The organism is Fusobacterium massiliense (assembly GCF_900095705.1).
Taxonomy (GTDB): Bacteria; Fusobacteriota; Fusobacteriia; order Fusobacteriales; family Fusobacteriaceae; genus Fusobacterium; species Fusobacterium massiliense.
In genome coordinates this window covers 482452-501068 of record NZ_LT608327.1, presented here as the reverse complement: position 1 = coordinate 501068, position 18617 = coordinate 482452, and the positions used below count along the sequence as shown (strand labels likewise).

Annotated in this window: 9 protein-coding genes; 6 read left to right on the top strand and 3 right to left on the bottom strand. The window is 27.1% G+C overall.

The features are described 5' to 3' along the window. Positions 1–322: 322 nt before the first annotated feature. From BQ2505_RS06720 to BQ2505_RS06710, 3 genes are read right to left on the bottom strand one after another with little or no spacing between them, the layout of a single operon-like run. Positions 323–2260, bottom strand: a complete 1938-nt coding sequence (locus BQ2505_RS06720) for a fructose-1,6-bisphosphatase (protein ID WP_074016997.1) — start codon at positions 2258–2260, stop codon at positions 323–325. Position 2261: 1 nt separating this feature from the next. Further along, positions 2262–4817: a pyruvate, phosphate dikinase gene (gene ppdK, locus BQ2505_RS06715; protein WP_074016996.1), complete on the bottom strand. Its 2556-nt coding sequence runs from the start codon at positions 4815–4817 to the stop codon at positions 2262–2264. Between the two features lie 9 nt (positions 4818–4826). Next, positions 4827–5426 carry a helix-turn-helix transcriptional regulator gene (locus BQ2505_RS06710; RefSeq protein WP_074016995.1) on the bottom strand — a complete coding sequence of 200 codons (600 nt, stop codon included), beginning with the start codon at positions 5424–5426 and terminating at the stop codon, positions 4827–4829. 335 nt (positions 5427–5761) lie between these two features. Here BQ2505_RS06710 and BQ2505_RS06705 point away from each other — a divergent pair, with 335 nt between their 5' ends. The 6 genes from BQ2505_RS06705 to BQ2505_RS06670 all read left to right on the top strand — a co-directional run bounded on the left by BQ2505_RS06705 (position 5762) and on the right by BQ2505_RS06670 (position 18614). Next, complete coding sequence (locus BQ2505_RS06705) at positions 5762–6532, top strand: type III pantothenate kinase (RefSeq protein ID WP_074016994.1); 771 nt, start codon at positions 5762–5764, stop codon at positions 6530–6532. A gap of 210 nt (positions 6533–6742) precedes the next feature. Then, a complete protein-coding gene (locus BQ2505_RS06700) occupies positions 6743–7396 on the top strand; it encodes a M48 family metallopeptidase (protein WP_074016993.1) in 654 nt (217 codons plus the stop codon). Positions 7397–7636: 240 nt separating this feature from the next. After that, positions 7637–8449, top strand: coding sequence for a DUF4198 domain-containing protein (locus BQ2505_RS06695; RefSeq protein WP_074016992.1), 813 nt, complete (start codon positions 7637–7639; stop codon positions 8447–8449). Between the two features lie 227 nt (positions 8450–8676). Then, the gene (locus tag BQ2505_RS06690; RefSeq protein WP_074016991.1) at positions 8677–10476 is read left to right on the top strand and encodes a ShlB/FhaC/HecB family hemolysin secretion/activation protein; all 1800 of its coding nucleotides are present in this window, start codon (positions 8677–8679) and stop codon (positions 10474–10476) included. Between the two features lie 15 nt (positions 10477–10491). Continuing rightward, positions 10492–18426, top strand: a complete 7935-nt coding sequence (locus BQ2505_RS08960) for a two-partner secretion domain-containing protein (RefSeq protein WP_083232327.1) — start codon at positions 10492–10494, stop codon at positions 18424–18426. Further along, a complete protein-coding gene (locus BQ2505_RS06670; RefSeq protein ID WP_074016990.1) occupies positions 18396–18614 on the top strand; it encodes an EndoU domain-containing protein in 219 nt (72 codons plus the stop codon). Before BQ2505_RS08960 ends, BQ2505_RS06670 begins: the two co-directional genes overlap by 31 nt. Positions 18615–18617 lie beyond the last annotated feature (3 nt).

Genomic DNA, 18617 nt, shown 5'->3' with positions numbered 1-18617 from the left:
TTTATTTTTTATTATAACTTTAGATGATAAAATAGTTACCTTTATATCCTAGTCGTATAAATTCTAGGAAGTTAACAAATACAAGTTCCCCAAAATAATACAGACGTCAGAGACTAATTTTGCTATTTAATTTTATACTTTCCTACAGAATAAATAAAGTCTCCTGACAGCCGTATGACTCTTCCGAGCTCACCGAAATGCTCTCCAGAGTAATACGGACGTCGGAGCCTAATTTTCATATTAAATTTATACTTTGCTAATAAAAATAAAAGAAACTGCCAAAAATGACAGTTTCTATAAAAAAGAAAAATAAGGAAACAATTTAATTAGACTTTATTAATCCAAGTCTATAAGCTTTTAATAATTTTTTTAAATCATTTATTTGAGCTTGAATTTCTTTACCTTTATCAGTATCTTTTACCTTCATTCTTTTGATTTTATGTTCAACAACAATATGAGAAGATATCATATCAGAATCATTTTTTATGACATCATCTTTAGAATTGAAAGCAAGATGTGAGGCTAATTTTATTCCATAGGAATTGTAAGTTAAAGTATAGCCTGCAATACCAGTAGTAGTTTGATATGCTTTAGAAAAACCACCATCAATTATAAGTAATTTACCATTAGCTTTAACAGGAGATTCTCCTTCTTTTACTTTTACTGGTATATGACCATTTATTATATGTGATGTTTGTGGATTCATTTCAAATTCCTTAAAAATTTTATTACATATTTCTTCATTGTTTATTAATTTATGATAGGGATTTTTATTTTCTTTATGTGTTGTTTTATCATCTATAAAATATCTTTCAAAAGTTTTCATAATATCTTTTCCAAAAAGTGGAGATAATCTTCCAGCCCATAGATACCAAATGAAATCTCTATATTTTTTATTTACTTCAACATTTTTTCTATCATAATATGCAAGCCTTACAATATTTTCTATCTTGTCCATTAAGGCTTTTCCTTTATAGTAACCGTCTTCTAAGTATAGTTCACTAAATTCTCCGTTTTCTTCCATAGGAATACAAGCATGAAATAATAAATTTGAATTTTGTTTTAGATACATAGAACCTTTTGAAAATAATAAATGTATATGTCTTTGTAGTTTTTCACTACTCATAAAAGATATTTTTAATTTATCTAAAAGTTCACTTTCTTCTTCTGACAACTCCAATGGTTTATTTTTATTTATAGTTGGAAAATTTAAATCGTTTAATTGATATTCTATTCCATTTAAATTTATACTTCCCTTATCATAGTCTATGTATTTTAAGGATTCTCTTGAACTCATTTCAAGTTCAGGATTTCTTTCAGAATAAAGTCCTTCAACTTTGAATTGGATAATACTTATAGCTTTATGCATTTGAGCAGTTAGATCATTATCTATTCCCTCTTTAGGTCTAAATCTTTTACATGGATCGTTAGAATAATATTTCATTGCAAAAGTTGCAAGAGGAAGTAAGTTTATTCCATAAGCTTCTTCTAAAATATCATTATTGTTATATCGACAACATATTCTTATAACATTTGCTATACAAGCTTTATTTCCTAAAGCAGCACCTATCCATAAAATATCGTGATTTCCCCATTGAATATCAACATTATTATATTCTATTAATCTATCCATTATAAGATGTGGACTAGGTCCTCTGTCATATATATCTCCAACTATATGTAAATGATCTATATTTAATCTTTGGATTAAATCTGAAATTGCAATGATAAACTCTTTTCCTCTATCAATAGAAATAATAGTGTCAACAATACATTCAACATATTCTTTTTTGTTGGGAAGCTCTTTTTTTTCATATAAAAGTTCTTGTAAAATATATTCAAAATCTTTAGTCATAGCTTTTCTTACTTTAGATCTTGTATATTTTGATGATACCAATCTACATACTTCAATTAGCTTATAAATAGTATTTGTAATCCATTTTTCAACATTGAAATTATCTCTTTTTAATATAAGTTCAATTTTTTCTTTTGGATAATAAATAACAGTAGCTAATTCTTTTTTTTCAGTTTCAGATAAGGTATCTCCATAAATATCATCTATTTTCATTCTAATAGTACCTGAGCCATTTCGTAGAACATGATTAAAAGCTTCATATTCTCCATGAATGTCAGTCATAAAATGTTCTGTTCCTTTTGGTAAATTCATTATTGCTTGTAAGTTTATAATTTCTGTAGATGTTTCAGCAATATTTTTAAAACTTTTAGATAATAATTCTAAATATTTAATTTCTGTATTCATTTTATTCCTTTCTATTCAAATATGATTGAGCAGCAGCAAGTATGGCAGTTGGTATTCTAAATGGAGAACAACTTATGTAATCAAAATTATTTTTTTCAAAAAATTCTATACTTTTTGGATCTCCACCATGTTCTCCACAAACACCAATTTTTATATTACTTTTTACTCTTCTTCCGTTTTCAACTCCTATTTCAACAAGTTTAGTAACTGCTTTTTTATCTATGGAATAAAAAGGTTCTCCTTCCCAAATTCCTTTTTCTCTATAATCATCTAAAAATTTAACAGAGTCATCTCTTGAAAGTCCCATTGACATTTGTGTCAAATCGTTTGTTCCAAATGAAAAGAAGTCGGCATATTCAGCTATTTCATCTGCTAATAGACAAGCTCTAGGAATTTCAATCATAGTTCCTAACTTATATTCTATTTTTTCTTTGTTTTGAATAAATAAATTTTCAATCTCAGTTTCAATTTCTTTCCTTAAATAAGCAAGTTCTTTAGCTTCCATTATGAATGGTATCATAATTTCTGGATAAGTTTTTATCCCTTTTTTAGAAATTTCATAAGCTGCTTCTATGATAGCTTTAGCTTGCATTCTATAAAGTTCAGGATAACTAACTCCAAGTCTACATCCTCTATGTCCTAACATAGGATTTTCATCTTTTAGCTTATGAGTTCTTTTTTCAAGATCATCTAGTGAAATATTTAAAATATTAGCCATTTTTTCTTTATCTTCTGAAGTTTTTGGTAAGAACTCATGTACAGGAGGATCAAGAAGTCTAATATTAGCAACATCACCATCTAATATTTCAAATATATCTAAAAAATCCTTTTTTTGTAATTCATAAAGTTTAGTAAGGGATTTTTTCTTTTCTTCTCCTCTATCACTTAAGATAAAGTTTCTTATAGCCCATATTTTATCTTCTTTGAAAAACATATGCTCGGTTCTACATAGTCCTATCCCTTTTGCACCAAAAGATTTTCCTTGAGCTACATCTTCTGGAGTATCTGCATTCATTCTAACTGTCATTCTTTTTATTTCACTTGCCCAAGAAACAAATTCTTTTAACTCATCAGAAAAACTATTTTCTTTTAAAGGGATTTTACCTAAAAAAATTTCCCCAGTATGTCCATTAACTGATATAAAGTCTCCTTCTTTTAGAACTCTATTTCCGATAGTCATAGTTTCATTTATTTCATCAATTTTTATTTCAGAGCAACCAGTAACACAACATTTACCCATTCCTCTGGCAACAACAGCTCCGTGAGAAGTAGCTCCACCTTTAACTGTTACAATTCCTTGAGCTAGAGCCATTCCTTTTAAGTCCTCTGGAGATGTTTCTTCTCTTATTAAAATTGTTTTTTCTCTTATTTTAGCTTTTTTAGCATTAAACATTATACGACCAACGGCAACACCAGAAGAGGCAGCAAGTCCTTTTGTTAATAATGTAGCATTTTTTAAATGATTCTCATCAAAATCTCCATTTAATAATTTATTAATAGAACTTGGATCAACTTTCATTATAGCTTCTTTTTTTGTTAATATTCCTTCCTTAACAAGATCCATTGCAATTTTTAATGAAGCTTCTGCAGTTCTCTTTCCATTTCTTGTTTGCAATATAAATAATTTTCCATTTTCAATTGTAAATTCAATATCTTGCATATCTTTATTATGTTGTTCTAATTTTTTAGCTGTTTCTGAAAGTTCTTCATAAATGTTTGGCATAGTTTCTTTTAAAAGTTCAATATTATCAGGAGTTCTAATTCCAGCAACAATATCTTCTCCTTGTGCATTTAATAGTAATTCACCAAAAATTTTATTTTCACCTGTCGATGGGTTTCTTGTAAAAAGAACACCAGTTCCAGATTTATCATTATAGTTTCCAAAAACCATTTCTTGAATAACGACTGCAGTTCCCATATTATCATCGATATTGTGTAATTTTCTATATAGTATAGCTCTTTCATTATTCCATGAATCAAAAATAGATTTTACAGCTATTAAAATTTGATTTTGAAAATTTTCAGGAAAAATTTCCCCACATTCATCTGTGTATATTTTTTTACTTTCTTCTATTTGTTCAATGTAAGATGTAGATTTCAAGTGTAAGAATTTTTTTCTATCTATACCTTTGGCAATTTCTGAGAACATTTGCACAAATCTTAGATATGAAGAATAAACGAATTTTTCATCTTTTGTTATTTGTATTAATTTTGCGGCAACATAGTCATTAAAACCTAAATTTAATATTGTATCCATCATTCCTGGCATAGACACAGGTGCTCCTGATCTAACTGATACTAATAAAGGATTTTCAGATTGAAATTTTTTTCCAGTTTCATATTCTAAAACACGAAGTTTACTAAAAATTTCTTCTTCTAATATATTATTTATCTTTTTATCTTCTTCAAAATATTTATTGCAGGCTGTTGTGGAAATAATTATTCCGTTAGGAATTGAAAGTCCAATTTTAGACATTTCGGCTAGGTTAGCTCCTTTTCCACCTAGTATTGATAACATATCTTTTCCACCATCTTTAAATTCATAAACTTGCTTCATATCTTCCTCCTAAATATTTTTACTTTTTAACTCTTGATAATATAGTTTCATAACATTAGTCTTTGTAAATCTACCAACTAATGAAATTTTACCATTTTCTCTTCTTAGTACAGGTAAAGAATCAATTTCATGATCTATTAATTTTTTTGTTGCTTCTAAAACACTATCATCTTCAAAACAGTAAACGATATTTGGCATTCTTGTCATTATCATGCTAACAGGAGTTTTTTCAATATTTTTATTATTTAAAACAGATTTTAATAAATCTTTTCTAGAAATTATTCCTGCTAATTTATCTTTATCAACGACAACAAGAGTTCCTAAATCAAAATTAAATAAATGTATAATTGCATCATAAACAGTAGTTTTAATATCTATTGAATTTTGGGGACTCATATAATTTTTCACTTCTAATAATGTACATTTATTATTAAAAATATACCCTTTATTTTGTTTAGAAATTACTAAATTTAATTTCGTTAAAATAGAGAAATCAGTTCTTAAAGCCGATTTTGAAAGGGATAATAGCTCTGCTATTTCATCTCCAGAAATAGGAGATTTTTTTTTAATAATTTCTAATATTCTATGTTGTCTTTCGGTTAATGTCATAATGTTCTCCTTTTTTCTACTACTATTATATTGGAAATATAACATAGTTTAAAAATAAAAATCAAGTTGTTTTTTTAAATAAATGTGCATTATTTTTAAAAGTTAAATTTAGATTAGATTTAAACTAATGGTTATATCTATATTTTATTCTATAGGAAAGTATAAAATTAAATAGCAAAAATTAGTTTTTAGTTCTAAGAGCCTGTATTCATTGAGTTTATAGAACTCATACGACTATCAAGAGACTTTATTTGTTTTCTTCTTTCTTGACATTAAATAAATATAACTATATAATTAGGCAACATATATTATTACGTTATCAAGAGGAGAATAAAATGATTATTGGAATAGATATTGGAAATACACATATAGTTACAGGAATATATGATGATAATGGAAAGCTTATATCTACTTTTAGATTAGCAACAAACGATAAAATGACAGAAGATGAATATTTTTCTTATTTTAATACTATTACAAAGTATAATGAAATTTCTATAAAAAAAGTTGATGCTATACTTATATCATCAGTTGTACCTAATATAATTATAATTTTTCAATTTTTTGCTAGAAAGTATTTTGATGTTGAAGCAATAGTAGTTGACATAGAAAAAAAAATTCCTTTCACTTTTGCAGAAGGAATGAATTATAGTGGATTTGGTGCTGATAGAATAATTGATATTACCGAAGCAATGAAAAAATATCCGGATAAAAACTTAGTTATTTTTGATTTTGGAACGGCAACAACTTATGATGTATTAAAAAAAGGAGTATATATAGGTGGAGGTATTTTACCTGGGATTGATATGTCAATAAATGCATTATATGGAAATACAGCAAAACTTCCTAGAGTAAAATTTACAACTCCTAATAGTGTTTTAGGAACTGATACTATGAAACAAATTCAAGCAGCTATATTCTTTGGGTATGCTGGACAAATAAAGCATATTATTAAAAAGATTAAAGAGGAGCTTGATGAAAATATATTTGTTCTTGCTACTGGAGGATTAGGGAAAATTTTATCAGCAGAAATTGATGAAATTGATGAGTATGATGCAAATTTAAGTCTAAAAGGACTTTACACTTTATATGAAATGAATAAATAAAACTTTGATAAGTGATAATTAAATACTAGGGGTTGTTATATTTTAATAAAATTTTAATTTATAACAGCCCTTATATATATTTATAGAAAAATATAAAATTAAATAATAAAATTAGTCTCTGATGTCCATATTAGTTCGAAGAGCCTGTGTTTATTGAGCTCGTAGAACTCATGGCTATCAAGATTTTATTAAAAAAATAAGGGGAAAATATTGAAATATTTAGTGAAAAGAAAAAAAATTAAAAATTTTATACTAAGAATTTATCCTAATTTAGAGGTGGTAGTTTCTGTTCCTCTTAGAACATCAGATATAGATATAGAAAAATTTGTAGATTCCAAAAAGGAATGGATAGAAAAAACAATTTCAAAAATAAAAAAAATACAAGAAATAAAAAATGAAAATAATTCAAAAGAGAAAATAAAGTTTTTGGGAAAAATATTGAATTTAAAAATAATAGATTCTGAATTATTTAGGATAAAAAAAACAGAAAAAATTTTATTTTTATATACTTCAAATAAAGATTTCGTTGAGATAGAAAAAGTTATAAATGAATGGAAAAAAGATGAATTAAAAAATTTATTAGAAGAATATATAAAAAAATATTCAATTTTATTAGGAAAGAATATAGATTATTTTATGATAAAAAAAATGACATCTGCTTGGGGAATTTATCATAGAAGAGGAAATTATATTACTTTTAATTCGGAACTTATTGAGAAAAATATAGAATGCATAGAATATGTTGTTTTACATGAATTATGTCATATATTTCATATGAATCATCAAAAGGAGTTTTGGGCATTAGTTCAGAGTTTTATGCCTGATTACAAAAAAATAAGAGAGCTTTTAAAACAAAGCATATAAAATTTTAAAATTATAATATTTTTTATTTTATATGAAAAGAAAGTTAAATAACGAAAATGAGCTGTTAGTCAAAGATTCCGAGTTCATTGAGTTTGGAATAAGTCATATAGCTGTTAAAATACTTTATTTATTTTTCAAAGTGTAGGAATGAAAGGTAGAAATAGTTTGACCTTTAAAATTATAACTGATATAATAATATTATAAAACTTTGCTTAGCAAAATAATATTAGGAGGTATACAATGTTTTCAAAAAAATTAATGATAGCTGGTTTAGCTATGTCAGTATCAATGACTTCGTTTGCACACTTTCAAATGATACATACTGCTGATAGTAATATTAGTGGAAAAACTTCAGTACCATTTGAATTAGTTTTTACACATCCATCAGATGGTGTTGAAGCTCATAGCATGGATATCGGAAAAGATGAAAAAGGGAAAATTCATCCTGTAGTAGAATTTTTCTCAGTACATAATGGAGAAAAGAAAGATTTAAAAGCTGCTTTAAAACCTTCAAAATTTGGGGAAGCTCCAAAACAAGTTACATCATATACATTTAATTTAGATAAAACTACTGGTTTAAAAGGTGGAGGAGATTGGGGATTAGTTGTAGTACCTGCTCCTTATTATGAAGCTGCTGAAGAATCATATATCCAACAAGTAACAAAAGTTTTAGTAAATAAAGATGAGTTAGCAACAGATTGGAATAATAGATTAGCTGAAGGTTATCCAGAAATATTACCTTTAAGTAATCCAATAACTTGGGTTGGAGAAATATTTAGAGCTCAAGTAGTGGATAAGGAAGGAAAACCTGTACCTAATGCTGAAATTGAAATTGAATATTTAAATTCTAATATAAAAGATTCTAAATTTGAAGGGAAATTACAAGAAGATAAGGTTGCAACAGTTATATATGCAGATATGAATGGTTATTTCTCATTCGTTCCTGTTCATAAAGGATACTGGGGATTTGCAGCTCTAGGTGCTGGTGGAGAAATGCAATTAAACGGAAAAGAATTATCACAAGATGCAGTTCTTTGGATAGAAGCAAAATAATTAAAATAAAAAATAGAAAAAAATCAGGAAATAGTTTTTATTTTCTGATTTTTTTATAAGAAAGTATAAATTTAAATAGCAAAATTAGTTCTAAACTAAAAAAATTATTAGTGCGATACTTACTATTGCAATTTAGGGAAGAAAGAAAAAAATAAAAAATCTCTTGACAAACATAAAAAAAGTATAGTATACTTAACAAAATTAAATTACAAGGAGGTGTAAAAATAATGAAGATATTAATTTCTTTTTTGATACTTTTACTTAGTTCATTTTCTTTTGCCACGGAAAATTTAGATAGACTTATTGAAAGAGATGTTCAAAATTTTGAACAAGAAAATAGAATTAATGAAAGAAATCTTAAAAATTCTGAAATCTTAAATTTTTCTTCCGAAGAAATCGAAAAATTAAATAAAAGTATTTTGAATGAAGAAAAAATGAACACACTTAAATATCATATTTCAAAAATAGAAATATCTGACTCTGAAAATCTTTTAAATGACTTGCTAGAAGAAAAAATTGTAAAAAAATATATTAATAAAGATTTAAACTCTAATGATTTAGAAAATTTACTTTCTGAATTAACTAATCAATTAATTTCTAAAGGCTATGTAACAAGCTATGCTAAAATTTCTGATAATAGCGATGTATTAGCTGGGCTTTTAAAGATAGATTTTGTTGCTGGTAGAGTTGAAAATATAGTTTTTAATGATGAAACTAATCTTGATAAATTAAAAAAGTTTTTTATGTTTCCTTTAAAAAATGGAGATGTTTTAGATAATACAAAAATTGATACAGTTGTTGAGAATTTTAATTCTTTAGGAGCAAATAATGTGTCAGTTGATATAGTTGAAGGCACTAAGCCTAATTATTGGATAATTAAAGTTAATAATGAAATGAAAGAAAAATTTACTCTTTCATTAAATACAAATAACTATGGAGAAGATTATCAAAATGCCTTTTGGAGAGGAGGAATATCATTAAATATTGACAGTCCATTAGGAATTGGCGATAATCTATTTTTTTCATATATGACTGTTCACAAGAAAAATCCAGATAGAAGCTGGAAACAAAGTTCAGATACACTTCCAGCAGGTGGAATATTACCAATAGGACCTCCTGGATATGACCCAAGCAAGGGAGATGTACTACCATATAAAAGACAGCTTGATATGTATAATTTTAGATATATATTAAGATACAAAGATTACAATTTTAAATTCTCAACAAGTAAAAGTGTAAAAGATAGTAGTTTTTATACTTTTAATACAATATACGACATGCAATCAATTAACAACACAGTAGGTTTTGACATAGAAAAAATAATTTGGAGAAATAAACAAAGTAAACTTAGCATTGAAGCTGGGATAAAAACTAAGCACAATGAAAACTATTTAGAAGAAGCAACATTGATAAATAGAAGATTATCTATTGCGAGTATAGGATTAAACTACACAACAGCTATAAAAAAAGGAATTTTAAGTTTGGGATTTCAATATGAAAAAGGACTTAAAAATTTTGGAGCTGAGATAGATAAAAACAAAATAGATAAAACACCAAAAGCTCAATTCAAAAAGTATAATTTTTCAGCCATGTATTACAAACCTTTAACACATAACTTAATTTCAAGAACAAATATACAAGCTTCATATTCATCTGATGTGCTTTATTCGTCAGAAAGACAAACAATAGGTGGAATAGGAAGTGTTCCAGGATATCACAGAAGTGATAATTTAATGGGAGATAAAGCAATAGATATAGGAACAGAGTTAGCATATAATATAAAAATTCCTAAAAATTTAGGAACTTTAAGCCCATATTTATCTTATTCATACGGAGCTATAGAAAATAACAGAGATAAATCAAAGTATGGAACAGGCTATGCGACAGGAATACAAATAGGAATGAGATATAGCGCAAAATATTTAGACATAGATTTTGGTTATGGAAGAGCTCATAAACATTCAAGCTATTTGAAACCTAAAAATCACGAAATATATTTTGCTACATCATTAAAAGTAAAATTTTAACGAAAGGAAGTATAAATGAAAAACAAAAGATTAATATCTATATTTTTTCAGTTTCTACTAAGTTGGAATATTTTTTCTGCTAATCTAGTTTTAGATCCAAACTCAAATCAAAATACAAGTTTAGATAAATCTCAAACAGGTATTCCAATAGTAAATATTGCTACTCCTAATCATAGAGGCGTTAGTGTAAATAATTTTTTGGAATACAATGTCGGTAAAGAAGGACAAGTTCTTAATAATGCTGACAATATCGGAAGATCTCATCTAGCTGGACTAATTAATTCAAATCCCAATCTAGGACCACACCAAGCAGCAAATCTTGCAGTTATCCAAGTAAAAGGAGCGAATAGATCCGATATAGAAGGATATATTGAAGCTCTAAGTAGAGAAAAATTAAATGTGATTTTAAGTAATGAAAATGGAATTTACTTAAATGGAGCAGGAACTATCAATATCAAAAACTTCACAGCAACAACAGGAAAAGTAAATTTTGTTGATGGTAATGTTAAAAATTTTGATGTTGAAAAAGGAAAAATTCTAATTGGAGATAAAGGTTTTGATTTAAGTAGTACAGATAAATCTCAAATCTTATCTAAATTGCTAGAAATACAAGGTAAATTAGTTGCTGGAGAAAAATTAGATTTAGTAACTGGCGAACATACTTTTGATATGGAAGAACATATTAGAAACAAAGATAAAAAAGGTGGGACCTTAGTTATCAGTGGAGATATGATTGGAGCAGGAAGTATGTATGCCAATCAAATTAAAATCCATCTGACTGACAAAAATTCTCTACTTAATATGGGTGGAATTTTTGCATTAAAACAAAATTTAGAAATAACAGCTGAGGGTAAGGTAAAAGTTAAAAATGTTCAAGGAAATGGAATAGATATTAAAGCCAAAGAATATGAACAAACTAATTCTGGACTATCACAAGACAATATTAAAATAGATGCTCAAAAAATAAAACTTGCTGGAGATAAAACTCAAGCTGAAAAAGAAATAGTATTAAAAGGTAATGTAGAAAATTCAGCCAATATATATACAAAAGAATTTTTAGAAACTAAAGATTTAATAAATAGTGGAAATGTAGCTACATTAAAAGATATAAAGGTTAACAATGTAAATAATACAGGAGAAATTGTTACTAATTCAAAATTTACAGCAGATAATGTAAAAACAACAAATAAATTAGTTGCAGTTAGCGATATTTCAGTTAAGAATTTAGAAAATTCTGGAGTAGTTGGGACAAGTTCTACACTTAATATAAATGGGAAATTAAATAATACTAAAGATATTCAAGCAAGTGGAAATATAAAGATTACAGGAAATGCTGAAAATACTGGAGAGATAGTAACTGGTGGAAGTTTTACAGCTAAAGATACAAAAACAACAAAAAAATTATTAGCTAAAGAAAATATTGCAGTAGGAAATTTAACAAATGAGGGATTAGTTGCAACCGAAGGAAAATTAGATATAGCTGGAAGTCTAAAAAATACTAAAGATATAGAAGTTGAAAAAAGTATTAAAGTTTTTTCTGATATATTGAATACAGGTAATATCTCAACAAATTTAACATTAACTGGAAAGAATACTATCAATAGTGGAGATATTAAAGTTAAAGAAAAAATTAATATTGATAATCTAACTAACAGTGGAAATATTTTAACTAATTCATCATTAGTAGCAAAAGATATTAAAAATACAAAAAATATTTTTGTTAAAGATGATATAAGTTCAGGAGCTATAGAAAATAAAGGGATTGTTCATGCTAAAAATATTACAACTAAAGGTTCTGTAATAAATGAAAATACTATTGAAACAGGAAATCTAAATATTATTGGAAATGAATTAAAAAACAATGGAAATAATTCATTAATTAAAGTTGATAATATAATGGCTAATGTAAATACAGTTGAAAATACAGGCGATTTACTAGCTTTAAATAATATAGTTCTAACAACGAATAAATTAACTAATACAAAAAATATTAAGGCATTAAATAAAATTGAAGCAAATAATAATGAGTTAAAAAATTCCGGTGAAATAGTTTCAAATAAAGAAATAAAGTTAAATGAAACAGATTTGGCAAATACAGGAAAGATAGCTTCAAATACTATTGAAATGAAAGATTTAAAAAATTTTTCAAATACTGGAGAAATTACAGGAACAGATGTAATCTTAACAACAAGTCAAGATGTAAATTTAGTTTCAAAATTACACGGAGAAAATAGCCTTACAATAAAAGCTAAAGATGTTGTAAATGATGGAGAAACAACAGGAAAGAATTTAATTTCAATAGATAGTAGAAATTTTACAAACAAAAAAGATTTATCAGCTCAAGATCTAAAATTAAAAGCTAATGAAAAAATAGAAAATAAAGCTATACTTAGTGGGACTAATGTAGATATTAAAACTAAAGATTTGGTAAATAAAGATTTACTTGCAAGTGAAAATGATTTGAAAATAAATTCTTTAGGAAAAATAGAAAATCAAAAGGCTAAAACAATTTATGCCGGTAAGAATTTGGATATAACAGGAAATATTATTGAAAACCAAGAGGGCGAAATATTAGCAAATAATATTTTCATTGAAAGTAAGAAATTAACAAATAATATTGGAACTATTCAAGCAGAAAATAAGCTAAGAATTAAGTCCGATATTGTAGAGAACATTGGGAAAGTAGATGATTACAATAGTTATGAAAGTTTTTATGAAACTTGGGATGTGGATTATTTAACTTTAGATGAAGTAAATAATTTGTGGAAAGAAAATATTTCAAGTTCATATTCAAAAAGAAGTCTCACTGAGAGTTCTTCAAAAAGAGCTCCAAGAAGAAATCAGAAAAGAAAATATGAAGAAATAGCTAAAAGAATGATTGAAAATCCACATCCATCATTATTGTTTCAAAAATATGATGCAAAAATGCGAAAAGATTTAGGGGGTGGAAATAATACAACAGGAACAGGAACAGCTGATATACAAAAAACTGCATTAAAAGAGAGACTGATAAGTAAAGCTAAGACTCATCATGGAAAGATTTTAGCGAATGATAATATTGATATTGAAGCAAAAGAAATTTTGAATAAAGATTCAATAATTTCTACAAAAGAGATTGTAACCATCAATGCAGATAAATTAGAAAATCTAGTAAGTACTTCTGGTGGTAAGATAAAAGTTAAAACAGGAGAAGAAAGTTTAAGTTTATCTGAAAATCATAGAAGTCCTAATGCAAGGAAGCCTTATCATAAGACGACAGATAGTATTTCTTATGTAAGAGATTTTCAAAACGATTACGTTTATGAGTATACTTTCCCAAATGGAAGAAAAGAAAGAAGTGTAGAAAAAAAGAACTATACTTATTTAGATGATGGCATTAGAGTAAGAGTTCCTTATGAAAGAATATACATAGGAAGATATGGTTATGTAACAGGTCAACCAAGCGTAATTGAGGGTAAATCTCTAGATATAAAAGTAAAAAATGAAGTTGTTCAAGCAATAGATGAAGCTAATGGAAGAAAAAGGGAAAATAAACCTGTCATTATTCCTGAAATGAAAAAAGAAACTGTTGCTCAAGGCAATTCTATTATAAATAACGAATTAGAAATTACTGACAAGAATATAAATAGAGAAATTGAAGTTGTTAGTAATATGTCTGAGATTCAAAATATAATAAATACTGGGAAAATTGAACCAATATCAAACATTCCATCAGCTCTATTTGTTGAAAGTACAAATCCTACATCAAAATATATTTTAGAAACAAGACTTAAATATATTTCTAAAAGCAATTACTATGGAAGCGATTATTTCTTAAATAAAATAGGGTATAAAGATAAGTGGGACAATGTTAGAAGACTTGGAGATGCTTTCTATGAAAATCAATTAGTAGAAAAAACCTTATTTGAAAAACTTGGAACAAGATTTTTAAATGGAAAAGCATTTTCAATGAAAGAATTAATTGATAATGCAGAAATTGAAAGCAAAAAACAAAATTTAACTATTGGAAGTCCTTTAACAAGAGAACAGATAGCTAATTTAGAAAGAGATATACTTTGGTATGAGTATCAAAAAGTAAATGATTTAAATGTTTTAGCGCCAAGAGTTTACTTATCAAAAGATACTTTAAATAATATTAACTCTAGTGGGAAAAATAGAATAGCCGGAATAGAAAAAACAACAATAGTTGCTAATAAGATTGATAATGCAGGAATTATTGGTGGAAGTGGAAAAACATATTTAGAAGCAGATGAAATCTTAAATAAAAGTATAGGAAATAGCCAAGCAGAAATAAAAGGTTTTGATGTTGAGTTAATAGGAAAAAATAGTATAATAAATCAAGGTTCGAAAATATTTGCGAGAAATAATTTGAATTTAATTTCAAATGAAAATATTTTTAATAGAACTACAATAAAAGGTTTTAATTACAATTTTGGAGAACTTAACAGAACAAGACATACGGAGCTAGAAAATATTTCAGAAATAAGCGCAAACAACTTAAATATTTTTGCAAAAAATTATTCAAGTATAGCAGCTATAACTAGAGCTATAAATACAAATATAGAAGCTATTAATGTAAATATTGAAGGCTTAAAATTAAGTGGAGAGCAAAAGTTTGGAAAAGATGATAATAACTTTAATTCCTATGCTTTTGTAAGAAATGTAGGCTCTCAATTAGAAACTGAAAATCTAAGTATTTCTGCTGATAATTTAAATATTTTAGGTTCAACAGTAATAGCAGATAATGCTTTAATTGATGCAAAAGTTCTAGTAAAATCTGAAGTTGATTCAGAGGATAGAGAAAGTAGAAGTAAACAAAAAGGATTCTTGAGTTCAAAATCTAAAAAAGAAAAAGTCCACGATGAAGAAAATTCAGCGAGCAATCTTTATGTAAAGAATCAAGGAATAATCACAAAAGATATTGATGTTGTAGGTTCTAATTTAATATTGGGAGATAATTCACAAGTTTTAGGTAAATTAACAACAGATTCAATAGCTTTAAATAGCACATATTCCTATGAAGAAAGTAAAAAAGGATTTAGTGGAAGTATAGGAAGTGGAGGATTTTCTGTTGGATATGGAAAATCAGAAAGTAAGTTAAAAGAAAAAGATTTAACAAATGCTAAATCTAATCTAGTATTAGGAGATAATGTAACTCTTAATAAGGGTGCAGAAATAACAGCAACAAATTTCAAACATGGTAATATTGAAATAAATAATGGAAATATTACTTATGGAGCAAGAAAAGATACAAGAGATATAGAAACATCATCAAAGAGCAGTGGAATAAATCTATCAGTAAGAATAAAATCACCTGCCTTAGATAGAGCAAAACAAGGAATAGATTCATTTAATCAAATGAAGTCAGGAGATATACTTGGAGGGATAGCTTCAACAACTAACACTGTCACAGGAATAGTTAGTGGACTTGCTTCTAATCAAGGAACAAAACTTCCTACAAGTGCTGTTAATAAAAATAATTCTAATGATGATGACGATGATGATGATGATAAAAATAATCAAACTAATACTGTTGGAAAAGATAATCTAAAAGCAGCACAAGCAAATAATAATTTCTATGCGAATATAGGTGTAAACTTAGGATTTAATAAATCAAGTTCTAAATCAAACTCCCATAGTGAAAGTGCAGTTGTAACAACAATAAAGGGAAAAGATGAAAATTCAAGTATAACTTACAATGCTGTAAAGAATGTTGAATATGTTGGAACACAAGCACAAGATACTAAATTTATCTATAACAATGTAGAAAATATTACTAAAAAAGCTGTTGAATTAAAAAACTATTCTTTATCAAGTAGCAAAAGTAGTGGAATATCAACAGGAGTAACTATAGGTTATGGAGATGGAACACAAACATCAATAGATGCAGTTAAAGTTTCAGCTTCTCAATCAAAAATGAATACCAATGGAACTACTTACCAAAATGGAAGATTTGTAAATGTAGATGAAGTACATAACAATACTAAGAATATGACCCTTTCTGGATTTAATCAAGAAGGTGGAAAAGTTACTGGAAATATAGAAAATCTAACTATTGAAAGTAAACAAAATACATCTATAACAAAAGGAAGAACAATAGGAGGAAGCCTAAGTATAGCACCAAATGGAATGCCATCAGGAAGTGCAAATTATTCACAAACCAATGGAGAAAGAAGAGTTGTAGATAATGCAAGTACTTTCATAATAGGAGATGGAAGTAATTTAAAAGTAGGTAAGGTAGAAAATACAGCTTCTGCGATAGGAACAAGTGGAAATGGAAAACTATCAATAGATGAATATGTAGGACATAACTTAGAAAATGTAGATAAATTAAAAACAGTAGGTGGTTCAGTAGGAGTATCAACTTCTGGAATAACAAGTCTAGGAGTAAATTATTCTGATAGAAAACAAGAAGGGATAACAAAGAATACAGTAATAGGTAATGTAGAAATAGGAAAATCTTCTGGAGATGAAATCAATAAAGATTTAGGCTCTATGACAGAAATAACAAAAGATAGAGATTTTAAAACAGATATAAATATAGAATCACAAACAATTAACTATATTAAAAATCCTGAAAAGTTTAAAGAAGATTTACAAAAGGCTAAAAATGAAATATACGATATTTACCATGCAGTAGATAGTACAGTAAATTTACAAGGAAAAGAAGACAGAAATATATTAAAACAACTTGGAGAAGTAAGACAGGCTAAAGTAATATTAAATGTAATAGATTCAAGATTAGATATAGCAGAAAATCAAGATGATATCGCAAAAGCCTTTGAAGGAGTATCAGAAGATTTAGATTATAAGGTAAAGGTAATCTATACAGACCCAAGTAACTCTCCACAATTAATTGGAGTAGATAAAAATGGAAATAAATATATAAAAGATGGAACAGCTTATGTAGATAAAGATACAGGAATAGGATATATTCTAGTAAATACTGAATCACCAGCTAATAGTACTAAGGCAGGAGTAATAGGAACAATAGCTGAAGAGCAAAGTCATGTAATAGGTAAGAAAGAAGGAAGACAAAAAGTAGTTCCAGATGGAAGTGAAAAAGGCTTAGAAAGTTTAGGAAAGCCAACAAATGATTACTTTAAGATACAATATAGTAAGAATGATAAAGCCATAGGCTTAAAGAGTGATGGAAAAGATTATTCTAATGTTGACTTTGGGGAAAATGTTGGGGATCATATAAGCCCTGAAGATTTAAAATTTAAGAAAAATTATAGAGATAAAGTATTACCATATAATGAAAGTTATCAAAATTTTCTAAATAATAGTTTAAGTATAGGATTAGATTTTTCACCTTTGGGTATTGCAAAGGGTATTACAGAGGCTATACTGGGGTATGATACAATAACTGGAGAAAAGCTTGAATTAGTTACAAGAACGATGGGAATTATTCCAGTTTTTGATGATATTTATAAGACTGGTAGAAGTGGAATAAAATTACTAACACCTACAAGAAAAGTGGAAGCTGTATTTGCAGATGGAACTAGGCTTACAATAAATGTTGATGATACCATAAGAGGTACAAATAATACTAAAAAAATTATTTCATCTACAAATACTTCAATTCCAAAAATAGAAGTAGAAACTCCAAAAATAAAACCTGTTAAAAATATTGTTGGGACAAAAACAGGAAATAAGGACTTAAATAATGTAATAAATACTAGAGGAAAGGAGCATTATGTTAACTTACAAGCTGATAAGTTAGTAAACCAAGTAACAGCTCCTATAGATTTTGATGGACACATTATAAATGGAGAAATTAATGCTAGGGGATTAGCAGTAGGGGGACATAGTACAGCAGGAGTCAATAATAATGTTAGAATTGAACGTTTACATTCGGTAAGTTCTAATGGAGTGCGTACAGCGGATATTTCAGTATTTGATCAGAATACTAATCAATGGATATTAAAAGTAAAAAAAATGGGATAACACCACAAGAAACGACATTATTTCCAGAATATTGGACACCAAATAGAATAAAAGTAGAAGTAGATTTTGCTTATAAAAATAAGACTATCTCACACTCTAAGCCTAATGTATGGAAAGGAACTACTCCATCAGGAATCGAAGTAAGAGGATTTCTATATCCTAATACAACAGTTTACCCTTTACAATAAAAA

Bases quoted from the DNA above. Each gene is read 5' to 3' on its own strand.
- BQ2505_RS08960 (WP_083232327.1), top strand. From the start codon at position 10,492: ATGAAAAACAAAAGATTAATATCTATATTTTTTCAGTTTCTACTAAGT.
- ppdK (WP_074016996.1), bottom strand. From the start codon at position 4,817: ATGAAGCAAGTTTATGAATTTAAAGATGGTGGAAAAGATATGTTATCA.
- BQ2505_RS06695 (WP_074016992.1), top strand. From the start codon at position 7,637: ATGTTTTCAAAAAAATTAATGATAGCTGGTTTAGCTATGTCAGTATCA.
- BQ2505_RS06705 (WP_074016994.1), top strand. From the start codon at position 5,762: ATGATTATTGGAATAGATATTGGAAATACACATATAGTTACAGGAATA.
- BQ2505_RS06710 (WP_074016995.1), bottom strand. From the start codon at position 5,426: ATGACATTAACCGAAAGACAACATAGAATATTAGAAATTATTAAAAAA.
- BQ2505_RS06670 (WP_074016990.1), top strand. From the start codon at position 18,396: ATGGATATTAAAAGTAAAAAAAATGGGATAACACCACAAGAAACGACA.
- BQ2505_RS06690 (WP_074016991.1), top strand. From the start codon at position 8,677: ATGAAGATATTAATTTCTTTTTTGATACTTTTACTTAGTTCATTTTCT.
- BQ2505_RS06720 (WP_074016997.1), bottom strand. From the start codon at position 2,260: ATGAATACAGAAATTAAATATTTAGAATTATTATCTAAAAGTTTTAAA.